This window comes from Pseudomonas brassicacearum, assembly GCF_918698105.1.
GTDB lineage: Bacteria > Pseudomonadota > Gammaproteobacteria > Pseudomonadales > Pseudomonadaceae > Aquipseudomonas > Aquipseudomonas brassicacearum_F.
Genome location: NZ_CAKKMI010000040.1, coordinates 25,045 through 38,664, shown reverse-complemented (window position 1 = coordinate 38,664; position 13,620 = coordinate 25,045). Strand labels below are relative to the sequence as shown.

The window sequence follows — 13,620 nt, the reverse complement described above, 5'->3', positions numbered from 1 at the left end:
TCTGTTTCTTGTGGCCGGAACGCTGCGGCAGTCGATCATCGCATGCTGTCGCAGTGCCTCCCCGCCATGTATTCCTTGAGACACGCCGCCCTGAGCTGCGAATGAGGACTGTAATGAGCAAGACTAACGCTGACTTGATGGCCCGCCGTACCGCCGCTGTTCCACGCGGTGTTGGCCAGATTCACCCGATCTTTGCCGAATCGGCGAAGAACGCCACGGTAACCGACGTTGAAGGTCGTGAATTCATCGACTTCGCCGGCGGTATCGCCGTGCTGAACACCGGCCACGTGCACCCGAAAATCATCGCCGCCGTGACCGAACAGCTGAACAAGCTGACCCACACCTGCTTCCAGGTCCTGGCCTACGAGCCGTACGTGGAACTGTGCGAAAAAATCAACGCCAAGGTCCCGGGTGACTTCGCCAAGAAAACCCTGCTGGTGACCACCGGTTCGGAAGCGGTGGAAAACGCCGTGAAAATCGCCCGCGCTGCCACGGGCCGTGCCGGTGTGATCGCCTTCACCGGCGCTTACCACGGTCGCACCATGATGACCCTGGGCCTGACCGGTAAAGTCGTGCCGTACTCGGCCGGCATGGGCTTGATGCCAGGCGGCATTTTCCGCGCGCTGTACCCGAACGAACTGCACGGCGTGAGCATCGACGATTCCATCGCCAGCATCGAGCGTATCTTCAAGAACGACGCCGAACCGCGTGACATCGCGGCAATCATCATCGAGCCGGTACAGGGCGAAGGTGGTTTCTACGTAGCGCCCAAGGAATTCATGAAGCGCCTGCGCGCTTTGTGCGACCAGCACGGCATTCTGCTGATCGCTGACGAAGTGCAGACCGGTGCCGGCCGTACCGGCACCTTCTTCGCCATGGAGCAGATGGGCGTTGCGGCCGATCTGACCACCTTCGCCAAATCCATCGCTGGCGGCTTCCCGTTGGCCGGTGTCTGCGGCAAGGCCGAGTACATGGATGCCATCGCGCCGGGTGGCCTGGGTGGCACCTACGCCGGTAGCCCGATCGCCTGTGCGGCGGCGCTGGCGGTGATGGAAGTGTTCGAAGAAGAACACCTGCTGGACCGCTGCAAGGCTGTGGGCGAGCGTCTGGTGACCGGCCTCAAGGCGATCCAGAAGAAGTACCCGGTCATCGGTGACGTGCGTGCCCTGGGCGCGATGATCGCCGTGGAGCTGTTCGAAAACGGCGACTCCCACAAGCCGAACGCGGCAGCGGTAGCCCAAATCGTGGCCAAGGCGCGCGACAAGGGCCTGATCCTGCTGTCCTGCGGCACCTACGGCAACGTTCTGCGGGTGCTGGTGCCGCTGACCGCGCCGGACGAGCAACTGGACAAGGGCCTGGCTATCCTTGAAGAGTGCTTCTCCGAGCTCTGAGCGACGGTTGTGCGCTGATCCACAAAAACCCGCCTTCTGGCGGGTTTTTTCATATCCGCGAACCTGCCCGGTGGATATTGAGCTGTCTGGAACGGCCACCAAGGTCTAAGGTGCAAGTATGGCAAGGGAGCATGCTGCATGACTGCTGTGGATTTACCCGCTGTACCGCGGGTGTTGATCGCCGAGGCCGACCCGGCGTCCCGTGAGCTGCTTGAGCAGGTGTTGTCGGGTGTGCGCTGCGATGCTCGAGTGGACACTTGTGGCGACGGCAAAGAGGCTTTGGATTTGTTGGCGAAACATCCCTACGACCTAGTGATCGCCGATTGGGAGCTGCCGGGGGTTGATGGCCTGGCGATTCTGCGTGGTCTTCGCCAGCAGCACCGCACCCCGCCGTTGCCGTTCATCCTGATGAGTCGGCGCAACGACAGCGCCAGCGTGCGCGAGGTCTTGCCGCTGGCGCCGACCGCGTATCTGACCAAGCCCTTGAACCGGGAAAACCTGACCCAGCGTTTGCAGGGGTTGTTGGTGGGCGGTGAAGAAACCTCCAACGATGCACCGGTTCCGGGGCCGGGGTTGACCCTGATAGCTTTTCTGGAGCGTCGGCGTGACCTGTCCGAAGGCGCGCCGCTGATGACCGATGTGCAAGTGGCGGTCAAGCGCAGCCTCAACCCCGGCGGCCTGGATCTGAAACGGCTCGGAGAAGAGATTCGCACCGACCCGCAAATCACTGGAGTGCTGATCGCGGCGGCCAACAGCGCGGCCCAGCATCAGGGTGGCGGCCCGGTGCAGACCGTGGCCCAGGCGCTGCACCAGCTTGGTTCCGGGCCAAGCATGAACCTGATCCTCGCCCTGACCCTCAAGCGCTGCGCCCGGCTCAGCGTTCCGTGCCTGGCGGACTATGCCGAGCGTTACTGGGAACTGTCGCTGCACACCGCCGAGTACGCCCGAATCCTGGCGCGGCTGCTGGATCTGGAACCGGAACGATGTTATTGCGCCGGGCTGTTACACCGCCTCGGCGACCTGGCGCTGTTGCGTTGCCTGGAGGAGTGGACGCAGGCGGGTGGCGAGCTGGATGAGTTGGAGGAAGTAGGGAGTTGCCTCGATCAATACGGCGCCGGTTTCGGCTCGGCGCTGCGCACCCGTTGGCGCCTGCCGCTGGAGCTGCGTGAGTTGATCGCGGCAGCCTATAGCCTGGGTGGTGGGGTTTATTCCCGCGAGGCACTGGTGATGAACATGGCGGCGCAGATGGCCCATCTGACCGAGCACGAAGGACTTGAAGAGCTGGCCCGGGGGCGCACGGCGCGGTTGCTGAAGATCGGCTTGCCGGAGTTGATGCGGTTGCGCCGTAAATAAAGCCACCGCCCACCCCCTGTGGGAGCGAGCTTGCTCGCGATGGCGGTGTATCAGTCAATATTGATGTCGACTGACCTGACGCCTTCGCGAGCAAGCTCGCTCCCACAGGACCAGTGGCATGGCTGGATTCAATTGCACTGCGATTGCGTCAAGCCGCGATGATACGGTTCTTGCCCTTGCGCTTGGCTTCGTACATGGCCGCATCGGCGCGGGCGAACAGGCTGTCGAGGGACTGGTCTTCGGGGGTGATGCCGGTCAGGCCCTGGCTGACGGTAATACCGAAGCTCTGCTCGCCGCAGCGGAACATCAGGCGCTGGATTTCCCGTTGCAACCGCTCCGCCACTTGCAATGCCATGTCGGGGGCGCAGCCGGGGAACACCGCGGCGAACTCTTCGCCGCCGATCCGCCCGAACAGGTCACCGCGCCGGAGCACGGACCGCCCGCTTTCGGCGATTCTCTGCAACACGGTATCGCCTTCCTGATGGCCGTAGGTGTCGTTGATCACCTTGAAGTCATCGATGTCCAGCAACAGGAACGCCATGGGCATGCCTTGTAGCCGTGCCTGCTCGAACTCACGGTGGGCGCATTCGAAGAAATGCCGGCGATTGCTGCTTTGGGTCAGTACGTCGGTGGTCGCCAGGCGTTGCAGTTCGCTTTCCAGCAGCTTCTTTTCGGTGATGTCTTCGGCAATGCCCACCACAATCACCGGTTGCCCTGGCTCGGCCTTGCGGTTGATGAAGCATTTGTCGCTCAACCAACGGACCTGGCCGTCGCCGGCGATGATGCGGTATTCCCGGTCTTCGACGGCACCTTTGACCAAGACCTCGGCCAGGCTGCGCTCGGCGTACTCCAGGTCGTCGGGGTAGATTGCGTCGCGCCATTCGTTGAAGTCGGCCAGGACCAGGCCGGCGGGGCGGCCGAAGATCCGCTCGTAGGCGGGGCTGACATACAGCACCTGCCGGGTTTCCCAGTTGAACGCCCACAGCACGGCATTGACGCTGACCAGCAACGAGCTGAACAACTGCTCACGCTCGCTCAGGCGCGCCACTTCGCCCTGGGCATGCATCAGCGCCATGAGCGTCTGGGCTGCCTCGGGCCAATGAGGTAGGGAGTAATCCTGTAGGTTCTTGTCGACCATCGGCACAAATCTCAAAGAGCATGCACTGCTGTTGGTTCGCACGCGCTTTCTCCATAACCCGCCTGGATGGCGAAGTGCTCTTTGAGATAGGGGATTTAGGGCGAAGTTCCTTTTCAGGCGACGAAGGGCGGGGGATTTAGCGAGTCAAAGTATGGGTTGAACCTGTGGCCAGAGATTGCTCCCGCTGGGCCTGTAGGAGCTGTCGAGCGGAGCGAGGCTGCGATCTTTCCCCTGACGCTTGAATCTCAAGCGAAAGATCAAAAGATCGCAGCCTTCGGCAGCTCCTACAGAACCCCGCGCAAGCCTTTGCCATGGAGTTGCATCGTCAGGCCGTGGCAGGCCGTAGCGAGTAGGTCTTGAGCTGGTCGGCGAAGTCCCGCAGGGACTGGATGCCGCTGGCCTCGGCCTCGTGGACCCATTCCTTGATGGCGGCGAGCATGTCGTGGCCGTTGCTGCTGGTCTTGACCCAGATCTGCTGCAAGGCCAGGCGTTTCTCGTAGATCACCTTCAGCGCCTGGCTGTGTTCGAGCATGTTCTGGATGCGCACGTGGTGACGGTCGTCCAGCAGGCTGGTTTCCCGCGACAGCAGGCGTTTGGCCCGGTGGAACTGGTGACGCACCGAGTGATCGACCTTTTCCAGCTCCTGCTTGACCAGCGGCGCGATGACCAGCCGGCGGTACTGCGCCATGATCTGGAAACGGTTGTTGAGGATCGCCATGGCCGTGTCCATGTCCAGGTGGCCCTTGCCTTCGACCCGGTGGGCGATCGGCGCAACCCGCTGGACCTTGGCCAGGCGCAGGACACTGAACACCCGGATCCAGGCCCAGCCCAGGTCGAACTCCCATTTGCGTACCGACAGCTTGGCCGAGTTGGGGTAGGTATGGTGGTTGTTGTGCAGTTCTTCGCCGCCGATCAGGATGCCCCAGGGCACCAGGTTGGTCGCCGCGTCGCGGCATTCGAAGTTGCGGTAGCCCACGGCATGGCCCAGGCCATTGACCACGCCGGCGGCCCACACGGGAATCCACATCATCTGGATGGCCCAGATGGTGATGCCGATGGTGCCGAACAGCAGCAGGTCGATGATGCCCATGATCGCCACGCCCAGCAGCGGGAAGCGGCTGTAGAGGTTGCGCTCGATCCAGTCGTCGGGGCAGTTCTTGCCGTAGATGCGCAGGGTTTCCGGGTTCTCCGCCTCGGCGCGATACAGCTCGGCGCCTTTGCGCAGCACGGTGGACAAGCCCTTGATGACCGGGCTGTGGGGGTCGTCGACGGTTTCGCATTTGGCGTGGTGCTTGCGGTGGATGGCGGTCCACTCGCGGGTGTTCTGCGCCGTGGTCAGCCACAGCCAGAAACGGAAGAAATGTTTGAGACCGGCGTTGAGCTCCAGGGAGCGGTGCGCCGAATAACGGTGCAGGTAGACCGTGACGGCAATGATCGTGACATGGGTCATCAGCAGGGTGACTGCCACCAGTGACCAGGCCGACAAGCCAAGAAAACCTTCGTACCACATAGGCTGTAGGGCCCTCGATAAAGATAGAAACAGCCGTTGCATTATCACCGGCTCGACAGATAAAACCAGTCGGCCTTTCAGATAAGAGTGGCTGAATGTTTCTTCCTCTATAATCCACCTCTTTGTAGGGACATGGATGGCCGAATGACTGTCTATCAACGCAGTGCCATGCGCGTAGCGCTGCTTTATCTCGTGCTGTCAGTCATCTGGCTGCAACTGACTGGTTATTTATCGACCAGTTTCTTCGATCAATTCGCCGACAGGCAACGCTGGCTACTGATCAACGGCTATGCCTGGGCGCTGTTCAGCGCCGGGCTGGTCTTTTTGGCGCGGGCGCGGATCTCGCGATTTTTCGCCAAGGGCGAGCACAGCGTCGATCGAGAGCGCCTGCGCCAGGCTGCCGCCGTCTTCGATTGCACCCGCGAAGGGGTGTTGGTGACCGACCGCAACGGCCTGATCGTGCACGTGAACCGGGCCTTCATGTCGATCACCGGTTATATGCGGGATGAAGTGCTGGGTCAGCGCCCCAGCCTGTTCAAGTCCGGTCGCCATGGGCCGGAGTTCTATCGCGACATGTTTGCTTCCCTGAGCAGCCAGGGCGAATGGAGCGGCGAGATCTGGAACCGGCGTAAAAGCGGTGAGATCTACCCGCAATGGCAGACGATCCGCGTCATTCGCGACGACAGCGGCGAGGTCAGCCATTATGTCGCGGTGTTTTCTGACATCAGCGCCATCAAGGATTCCGAGCACGAGCTGGCCTACCTGGCCCATCACGACCCGCTGACCGGCTTGCCCAACCGCCTGCTGTTTTCCGATCGCACCGAGCAGGCCCTGGCGTCGGCGCAGTTGCACAAACGTGGCTGTGCCTTGTTGCTGCTGGACCTGGATCACTTCAAGAACATCAATGACAGCCTGGGTCACAACGTGGGCGATGAGTTGCTCAAAGGCGTGGCCGAGCGGTTTCGCGGGCTTTTTGCGCCAGGGGTGACCCTGGCCCGGCTCGGGGGCGACGAATTTGCGGTGCTGGTGGAAAACTGCTCGCAGCCAGGCCAGGCCGCGGCGTTGGCCCGGCGCATCCTCGATGCGTTGAAAGAGCCGTTACGGTTCGATGATCACGCATTGTTCATCAATGCCAGCATCGGCATCAGCCTGTTTCCCGGCGATGCCCTGAGCGCCGGGCAACTGCTGCGCAATGCCGATTCGGCGTTGTTCAAGGCCAAGAGCGCCGGCCGCGACGGCTATGCCTTGTACACCGAAGAACTCACGGCCCACGCCCAGCAGCGGGTCGAGATTGCCTTCGAATTGCGGCGCGCGCTGCAGCAACAGGAGTTGCGCGTTCACTACCAGCCGGTCCACGAGCTGGCGACCAGTCGTCTGATCGGTGTCGAGGCGCTGGTGCGATGGGAGCATCCCACGCGGGGGCTGGTGTCGCCGGCCGAGTTCATTCCCATCGCTGAGCGTACCGGCCTGATTGCCCAGGTCGATGCCTGGGTCATGAACCAGGCCTGCCGGCAGATGTGCCAGTGGCAGCAGGCCGGCGTGGCGCTGTCGTTTGTCGCCGTCAACGTATCGAGTCGGTTGTTTGCCCGTCGCGAGTTGTACGACCAGGTCGCTCAGGTGTTGCACGACACGGGCCTGGATCCGGGTTGCCTGGAACTGGAAGTGACGGAAAGCGCGGTGATGGAAGATCCGGAGGTGGCGCTGGAGCAGATGCATCGCTTGCGGGAGTTGGGCGTGCGCCTGGCCATCGACGATTTTGGCACGGGGTATTCGTCGTTGCTGCGGCTCAAGCGTTTGCCGGTGCAGAAGCTCAAGATCGATCAGGGGTTTGTCGCGGGGTTGCCGTGGGATGAGGATGATGCGGCGATCGTCCGGGTGATCATTGCCCTGGCCCACAGCATGGGTATGCAGGTGCACGCCGAGGGCATCGAGCAGCGTGAGCAAGCGGCGTTTTTGCTTGGGCAGGCGTGTGAGTTGGGGCAGGGCTACTGGTTTGGCCGGCCGGTGGCGGCGGCGCAGTTGGATTGGGGGCGGGCGCCGGTTATTGCTTGATCGTCAGGGTATTGATGTTGGTCGAGTGCATATCCGTTGCTGCGGTAACGGCGGCTTAGGGTTCCGCCCTGACGGCGGGTCACTTTTGAAAAGCCCGGAAGCCGGCCCAGTCAAAAGTAACCAAAACGCTTTTGCCCCACCACTCGGCACCTCGCTTGGGCTCGGTGTGCCCTCACTCCGGCATTGCTCCGTGGGCCCGCCGCGAAGGGCCATCCATGGCCCAGCGCGGCTATCCCGGCATCCATGCCGGGATGCCCACTCCACAATGCCTGCGTTCGGCCTGCGTGGTTAACGGGGCGCCGAGATCAACGTCCACCACGAGGCGGCCTAGTAGCCGACCTGGCTCTCGCGGTCGTACCCCCATCAGATCTGTTTGCAGGGCCTGTGGGAGCAAAGCTTGCTCGCGAGGCGGCCTGATAGCCGACCTGGCTCTTCCGGCCGTACACCCATCAGATTTGTTTGAGCAGGACCTGTGGGAGCAAAGCTTGCTCGCGAGGCGGCCTAGTAGCCGACCTGGTTCTCCCGGTCGTACACCCCTCAGATCTGTTTGAGCAGGGCCTGTGGGAGCAAAGCTTGCTCGCGAGGCGGCCTAGTAGCCGACCTGGCTCTCCCGGTCGTACACCCCTCAGATCTGTTTGAGCAGGGCCTGTGGGAGCAAAGCTTGCTCGCGAGGCGGCCTAGTAGCCGACCTGGTTCTCCCGGTCGTACACCCCTCAGATCTGTTTGAGCAGGGCCTGTGGGAGCAAAGCTTGCTCGCGAGGCGGCCTGACAGCCGACCTATCTCTCCTGCCGTACCTCAATCCAACTGTGGGAGCGAGCCTGCTCGCGAAGGCGTCTGTTCAGTTGGCATTGATAGGGACTGATGCACCGCTATCGCGAGCAGGCTCGCTCCCACAATGGATTGGCGTTGAACTTGAGATTCGGTTCGACGCAGAACCATTGTGGGAGCGAGCTTGCTCGCGATGGCGTCGGCTCAGCTTGCATCAATGCAAGCGCTACACCTTGGCTCCAGCCGCCACCATCTCCTTGGTTTCCAAATGATCCAACGCCCGCTCAACCAACAATTGCACCCCGTCGGCCATGCGGCTGATCGCCAAAGCGACGCAGCGGCGTGAATCGTCCACATCGTCAGCCAGGTCGGCGGCGATGGTGCTGATGGAGAGCAGGTCTTCTGAGGCGTTGGCGAGCAGGGTTTCGGTGTCGATGTGGGGGGACACGATGAAGAGCTGGTTTTTGTCAGGCTCAGGCGGTGAGGCGGGCTTGGGGTTGAGGTAGTAGTCGAGGGCGCGGGTGGTGGCGTCTTCGAGCTTTTTTTCTTCCTGCGCTTGGACGCGGGATTTGTGGCCGTTTTGCGGAGGATTCGGCGTAGGTTTGAACATGGGTAGGTTTCCTATAGAGAACCGCCCTGGATCGCTTGCACGCAATGAAGGGTGGCAGCTGTGTGCGAGTGTGCAAGACCGAGCAACCATACCCAAAACTCGGCAGATCCGAAGATCTCCCGAACACAGCCGCCATAAAACACGGGCGCGAATGCGCCACGAATGGCTAGAAGCATTAAGGGTTGGTGTTTTACCCGGACTTGCACGTCCGTGTCACCGTTTTTTGCGATGACGAACCAAGGTTAGCGGTGCAAAACCAGGGTGCCTAGTTCATGAACAGCCCGGCGTTTTGAAGGAAATCTCCGAGGGTTTGGCAGGGAAAAAGTCCCCCATCGCCCCTGCCGTAGGACGTCGGCCACTTTATGTAATTTTGGTTATATAAAAATTCTTAAATAGTATTTTTAAGAATATCTGCGCTTATCTAGTATTGCTCCCACGCCGCAAGCAGTGCCGCCCACTGCCAGGCATTCATTCAAGGAGCAGCAGCATGAGCGCATCTCTACGTAGCGTTGACGGCCAGGACGAAGCAACCATCTTGCGCGAGATCCAGAGCGCGTTGCGCGATCTGCGTTTTGGGGCGGTGGAAATCACCGTGCACAACGCGCAGGTGGTCCAGATCGAACGCAAGGAAAAATTCCGGCTGCAGCAGCCGAGTCATAAGCCGTCTTGAGGAAGACAAAAGATCGCAGCCTTCGGCAGCTCCTACAGGGGGCTAGGCGTAGGAGCTACCGAAGGCTGCGATCTTTTCAGGACCACAACGATTTCGAAGCCATAAAAACCAGAATTCCAGGAGCTTTCACCATGTCGTCCATTCGTCGTTATGCCCTGGCCGCATTGGCCAGTGCTGTTTTTGCAGGTTCCGCTGTCGCCAAGGATTACGAGTTGCTCAACGTGTCCTACGACCCGACGCGTGAGCTTTACCAGGATTACAACGCCGAATTCGCCAGTTTCTGGAAGAAAGCGCACCCGGACGACAGCGTGAAGATCCAGCAGTCCCACGGTGGTTCGGGCAAGCAAGGCCGGGCGGTGATCGATGGTCTGCGGGCTGACGTGGTGACCCTGGCCTTGGCCGGTGACATCGATGAAATCGCCAAGCTGGGCAAGTCCCTGCCGGCGGACTGGCAAACCCGCCTGCCGGAAGCCAGCACGCCCTACACGTCCACCATCGTGTTCCTGGTGCGCAAGGGCAACCCCAAGGGCATCAAGGATTGGGGCGACCTGATCAAGAACGACGTGTCGGTCATCACCCCGAACCCGAAGACCTCCGGCGGTGCGCGCTGGAACTTCCTCGCCGCCTGGGCCTACGGCCTGAAGGCCAACGGGGGTGACGAAGGCAAGGCCAAGGAATACGTGCAGGCGCTGTTCAAGCACGTGCCGATCCTCGACACCGGTGCCCGTGGCTCGACCATTACCTTCGTCAACAACGGTCAGGGCGACGTGCTGCTGGCCTGGGAAAACGAAGCCTTCCTGGCGCTGAAAGAGGACGGCGGCGCGGACAAGTTCGACATCGTCGTGCCGTCGCTGTCGATCCTCGCCGAACCGCCCGTGGCGGTGGTGGACAAGAACGCCGAGAAAAAGGGCAACCTGGAGATCGCCGAAGCCTACCTCAAGCACTTGTACAGCCCGGCCGGCCAGGAAATCGCCGCGAAAAACTTCTATCGTCCACGGGACAAGGATGTGGCCGCCAAGTACGCCCGGCAGTTCCCGAAGCTGGACCTGGTAACCATCGACAAGGACTTCGGCGGCTGGAAAAGCGCCCAACCGAAATTCTTCAACGATGGCGGCGTGTTCGACCAGATCTATCAGGCGCAGTAAGCTGGGTAGGCCATAAAAGGGCTCTGATCTACCTGTAATGGTGTTCACTTAAGAGTTGTTGAAATCCCTGTGGCGAGGGAGCTTGCTCCCGCTTGAGTGCGAAGCGCTCACAGAATGGGGCTGCTGCGCAGCCCAGCGGGAGCAAGCTCCCTCGCCACGGATTCATTCTCCAGTGAACCGCATTGCAATGACCGTCGGGGCTTTGCTGTTCTCAACCAAGGACCTTTATGTCGCGTCGCATATCCCCCGTCATACCCGGCTTCGGGCTGACGCTGGGCTACACCCTGGTGTACCTCAGTCTGATTGTGCTCATACCCCTGGCGGCGATGTTCGTGCATGCCGCCCAGCTCACCTGGGAACAGTTCTGGGCGATCATTTCGGCGCCGCGTGTGCTTGCGGCCCTGAAACTCAGTTTCGGCACTGCGCTGTACGCCGCCATCATCAACGGCGTGATCGGTACGTTGCTGGCCTGGGTACTGGTGCGCTACACCTTCCCCGGTCGCAAGATCATCGACGCGATGATCGACTTGCCGTTCGCCCTGCCCACCGCCGTGGCCGGTATTGCCCTGACGGCGTTGTATGCGCCGACCGGCCTGGTCGGCCAGTTCGCCACTGAGCTGGGCTTCAAGATCGCTTATACGCCGCTGGGCATCACCCTGGCGCTGACCTTCGTGACGCTGCCGTTCGTGGTGCGCACGGTGCAGCCGGTGCTGGCCGATATTCCCCGTGAAGTCGAAGAAGCCGCCGCCTGCCTCGGTGCCAAGCCGTGGCAGGTGTTCCGCCACATCCTCGTGCCGGCGTTGTTGCCGGCCTGGTTGACCGGCTTCGCCCTGGCCTTTGCCCGTGGCGTGGGCGAGTACGGTTCGGTGATTTTCATCGCCGGCAACATGCCGATGAAAACCGAGATCCTGCCGCTGCTGATCATGGTCAAGCTCGACCAATACGACTACACCGGCGCCACCTCCATCGGCGTGCTGATGCTGGTGGTTTCCTTCGTCCTGTTGCTGCTGATCAACCTGCTGCAGCGGCGCATCGAAACCCCATAAGGAGGCGCGAACATGTCCCAATCGTCTATTTCTGCAGCCTCCACCAACGCTGCCCGCCGCGGCAGTGCAACGTCGCGGCGCGTGCTGATCGGCCTCGGCTGGCTGATTTTTGCATTGTTTCTGCTGTTGCCGCTGTTCATCGTGGTGTCCCAGGGCCTGAAGCTCGGGCTGGGGGCGTTCTTCACGGCGATCTTCGAGCCCGACGCGTTGTCGGCGTTGAAGCTCACGGTGGTTGCCGTGCTGATCTCGGTGCCGCTGAACCTGGTGTTCGGCGTCAGTGCCGCGTGGTGCGTGAGCAAGTATTCATTCCGTGGCAAGAGCATGCTGGTGACGCTGATCGACCTGCCGTTTTCGGTGTCGCCAGTGATCGCGGGCCTGGTCTACGTGCTGATGTTCGGCGCCCAGGGCCTGTTCGGGCCGTGGCTGTCGGATCACGACATCCAGATCGTGTTCGCGCTGCCGGGCATCGTCCTGGCGACCATCTTCGTCACCGTACCGTTCGTGGCCCGGGAACTGATCCCGCTGATGCAGGAGCAGGGCACCCAGGAAGAAGAGGCCGCGCGCCTGCTCGGCGCCAATGGCTGGCAGATGTTCTGGCATATCACTGTGCCGAACATCAAGTGGGGCCTGATCTATGGCGTGGTGCTGTGTACCGCCCGGGCCATGGGTGAGTTCGGTGCGGTGTCGGTGGTGTCCGGGCACATTCGCGGGGTGACCAACACCCTGCCGCTGCACGTCGAGATCCTCTACAACGAATACAACCACGTGGCCGCGTTCGCTGTGGCGAGCCTGTTGCTGATCCTGGCGCTCTTGATCCTGCTGCTCAAGCAGTGGAGCGAAAACCGAATCAACCGCCTGCGCGCCAGCGCCGCGGAGGAATAAGTCATGTCGATCGAAGTCCGTAATGTCAGCAAGAATTTCAACGCGTTCAGGGCCCTGGACGAGATCAGCCTGGACATCCAGAGCGGCGAGCTGGTGGCGCTGCTGGGCCCGTCGGGCTGCGGCAAGACCACGTTGCTGCGGATCATCGCCGGCCTCGAAACCCCGGACCAAGGCAGCATCGTGTTCCACGGCGAGGACGTGTCCGGCCACGACGTGCGTGATCGCAACGTCGGCTTCGTGTTCCAGCACTACGCCTTGTTTCGCCACATGACGGTGTTCGACAACGTTGCCTTCGGCTTGCGCATGAAGCCGAAGAACCAGCGTCCGAACGAAAGCCAGATCGCGACCAAGGTCCATGAGCTGTTGAACATGGTGCAACTGGACTGGCTCGCCGACCGCTACCCGGAGCAGTTGTCCGGCGGCCAGCGCCAGCGTATCGCCCTGGCCCGCGCCCTGGCGGTAGAACCCAAGGTGTTGCTGCTGGATGAACCGTTCGGCGCCCTCGACGCCAAGGTCCGCAAGGAACTGCGCCGCTGGCTGGCGCGGCTGCACGAGGATATCAACCTGACCTCGGTGTTCGTGACCCACGACCAGGAAGAGGCCATGGAAGTCGCCGATCGCATCGTAGTGATGAACAAAGGCGTGATCGAGCAGATCGGCTCGCCGGGCGACGTCTACGAAAACCCGGCCAGCGACTTTGTGTATCACTTCCTCGGCGACTCGAACCGCCTGCACTTGGGTGAGGACCGGCATGTGCTGTTCCGCCCTCACGAAGTTTCGCTGTCGCGCTCGGAGCTGGAAGACCACCACGCCGCGGAAGTGCGCGACATCCGTCCGCTCGGCGCCACCACCCGGGTGACCCTGAAGGTGGAAGGCCAGAGCGAGCTGATCGAGGCGGAAGTGGTGAAGGATCACGACAGCCTGGTGGGCCTGGCGAAGGGCGAGACGTTGTTCTTCAAGCCCAAGGTCTGGCAGAAAGTCGCCAATCTCTAAAGCAAAAAGCATCGCGAGCAGGCTCGCTCCCACAGGGGGATTTGTGTATGACGCAGATCCA

The 13,620-nt window shown here is 61.6% G+C and carries 11 protein-coding genes; 8 read left to right on the top strand and 3 right to left on the bottom strand.

The features are described from left to right. The first annotated feature begins 113 nt into the window (after positions 1 to 113). Together gabT and LQ215_RS16820 are read left to right on the top strand one after the other, a co-directional pair. A complete protein-coding gene (gabT, locus tag LQ215_RS16825; RefSeq protein WP_057450589.1) occupies positions 114 to 1,391 on the top strand; it encodes a 4-aminobutyrate--2-oxoglutarate transaminase in 1,278 nt (425 codons plus the stop codon). A 138-nt stretch (positions 1,392 to 1,529) separates the two neighbouring features. Further along, the gene (locus LQ215_RS16820; protein ID WP_230151570.1) at positions 1,530 to 2,744 is read left to right on the top strand and encodes an HDOD domain-containing protein; all 1,215 of its coding nucleotides are present in this window, start codon (positions 1,530 to 1,532) and stop codon (positions 2,742 to 2,744) included. A 148-nt stretch (positions 2,745 to 2,892) separates the two neighbouring features. Here the strand turns inward: LQ215_RS16820 and LQ215_RS16815 are convergent, their stop codons facing one another. Together LQ215_RS16815 and desA are read right to left on the bottom strand one after the other, a co-directional pair. Further along, positions 2,893 to 3,882 (bottom strand): GGDEF domain-containing protein, encoded by a 990-nt coding sequence (locus LQ215_RS16815; RefSeq protein WP_230151569.1) that lies wholly within the window; start codon positions 3,880 to 3,882, stop codon positions 2,893 to 2,895. 325 nt (positions 3,883 to 4,207) lie between these two features. Further along, the gene (gene desA, locus LQ215_RS16810; protein WP_230151567.1) at positions 4,208 to 5,392 is read right to left on the bottom strand and encodes a delta-9 fatty acid desaturase DesA; all 1,185 of its coding nucleotides are present in this window, start codon (positions 5,390 to 5,392) and stop codon (positions 4,208 to 4,210) included. Positions 5,393 to 5,536: 144 nt separating this feature from the next. Here desA and dibA point away from each other — a divergent pair, with 144 nt between their 5' ends. Continuing rightward, entirely contained in the window at positions 5,537 to 7,444 is a 1,908-nt protein-coding gene (gene dibA / locus LQ215_RS16805; RefSeq protein ID WP_230151565.1) for a phosphodiesterase DibA, read from the top strand. 995 nt (positions 7,445 to 8,439) lie between these two features. Here the strand turns inward: dibA and LQ215_RS16800 are convergent. Further along, positions 8,440 to 8,823, bottom strand: a complete 384-nt coding sequence (locus LQ215_RS16800; RefSeq protein WP_230151562.1) for a DUF6124 family protein — start codon at positions 8,821 to 8,823, stop codon at positions 8,440 to 8,442. Between the two features lie 487 nt (positions 8,824 to 9,310). Between LQ215_RS16800 and oscA the strand changes: the two genes are divergently transcribed. The 5 genes from oscA (at position 9,311) to LQ215_RS16775 (ending at position 13,559) form a co-directional block, all read left to right on the top strand. Beyond that, the gene (gene oscA / locus LQ215_RS16795; protein ID WP_003186967.1) at positions 9,311 to 9,493 is read left to right on the top strand and encodes a sulfur starvation response protein OscA; all 183 of its coding nucleotides are present in this window, start codon (positions 9,311 to 9,313) and stop codon (positions 9,491 to 9,493) included. A 131-nt stretch (positions 9,494 to 9,624) separates the two neighbouring features. Then, positions 9,625 to 10,638, top strand: coding sequence for a sulfate ABC transporter substrate-binding protein (locus LQ215_RS16790; RefSeq protein WP_230151559.1), 1,014 nt, complete (start codon positions 9,625 to 9,627; stop codon positions 10,636 to 10,638). 227 nt (positions 10,639 to 10,865) lie between these two features. Next, positions 10,866 to 11,684 (top strand): sulfate ABC transporter permease subunit CysT, encoded by an 819-nt coding sequence (cysT, locus tag LQ215_RS16785; RefSeq protein ID WP_230151556.1) that lies wholly within the window; start codon positions 10,866 to 10,868, stop codon positions 11,682 to 11,684. Between the two features lie 12 nt (positions 11,685 to 11,696). Further along, on the top strand, positions 11,697 to 12,566 hold the full coding sequence (gene cysW, locus LQ215_RS16780) for a sulfate ABC transporter permease subunit CysW (RefSeq protein WP_230151554.1): 870 nt from the start codon (positions 11,697 to 11,699) through the stop codon (positions 12,564 to 12,566). Positions 12,567 to 12,569: 3 nt separating this feature from the next. Further along, complete coding sequence (locus LQ215_RS16775; protein ID WP_003196507.1) at positions 12,570 to 13,559, top strand: sulfate/molybdate ABC transporter ATP-binding protein; 990 nt, start codon at positions 12,570 to 12,572, stop codon at positions 13,557 to 13,559. The last annotated feature ends 61 nt before the right edge of the window (positions 13,560 to 13,620 follow it).

What these genes read in the sequence shown, in the direction of transcription:
- cysT (WP_230151556.1), top strand. Translation starts at nt 10,866, where the DNA reads ATGTCGCGTCGCATATCCCCCGTCATACCCGGCTTCGGGCTGACGCTG.
- dibA (WP_230151565.1), top strand. Translation starts at nt 5,537, where the DNA reads ATGACTGTCTATCAACGCAGTGCCATGCGCGTAGCGCTGCTTTATCTC.
- LQ215_RS16790 (WP_230151559.1), top strand. Translation starts at nt 9,625, where the DNA reads ATGTCGTCCATTCGTCGTTATGCCCTGGCCGCATTGGCCAGTGCTGTT.
- LQ215_RS16775 (WP_003196507.1), top strand. Translation starts at nt 12,570, where the DNA reads ATGTCGATCGAAGTCCGTAATGTCAGCAAGAATTTCAACGCGTTCAGG.
- LQ215_RS16800 (WP_230151562.1), bottom strand. Translation starts at nt 8,823, where the DNA reads ATGTTCAAACCTACGCCGAATCCTCCGCAAAACGGCCACAAATCCCGC.
- desA (WP_230151567.1), bottom strand. Translation starts at nt 5,392, where the DNA reads ATGTGGTACGAAGGTTTTCTTGGCTTGTCGGCCTGGTCACTGGTGGCA.
- LQ215_RS16820 (WP_230151570.1), top strand. Translation starts at nt 1,530, where the DNA reads ATGACTGCTGTGGATTTACCCGCTGTACCGCGGGTGTTGATCGCCGAG.
- gabT (WP_057450589.1), top strand. Translation starts at nt 114, where the DNA reads ATGAGCAAGACTAACGCTGACTTGATGGCCCGCCGTACCGCCGCTGTT.
- oscA (WP_003186967.1), top strand. Translation starts at nt 9,311, where the DNA reads ATGAGCGCATCTCTACGTAGCGTTGACGGCCAGGACGAAGCAACCATC.
- LQ215_RS16815 (WP_230151569.1), bottom strand. Translation starts at nt 3,882, where the DNA reads ATGGTCGACAAGAACCTACAGGATTACTCCCTACCTCATTGGCCCGAG.
- cysW (WP_230151554.1), top strand. Translation starts at nt 11,697, where the DNA reads ATGTCCCAATCGTCTATTTCTGCAGCCTCCACCAACGCTGCCCGCCGC.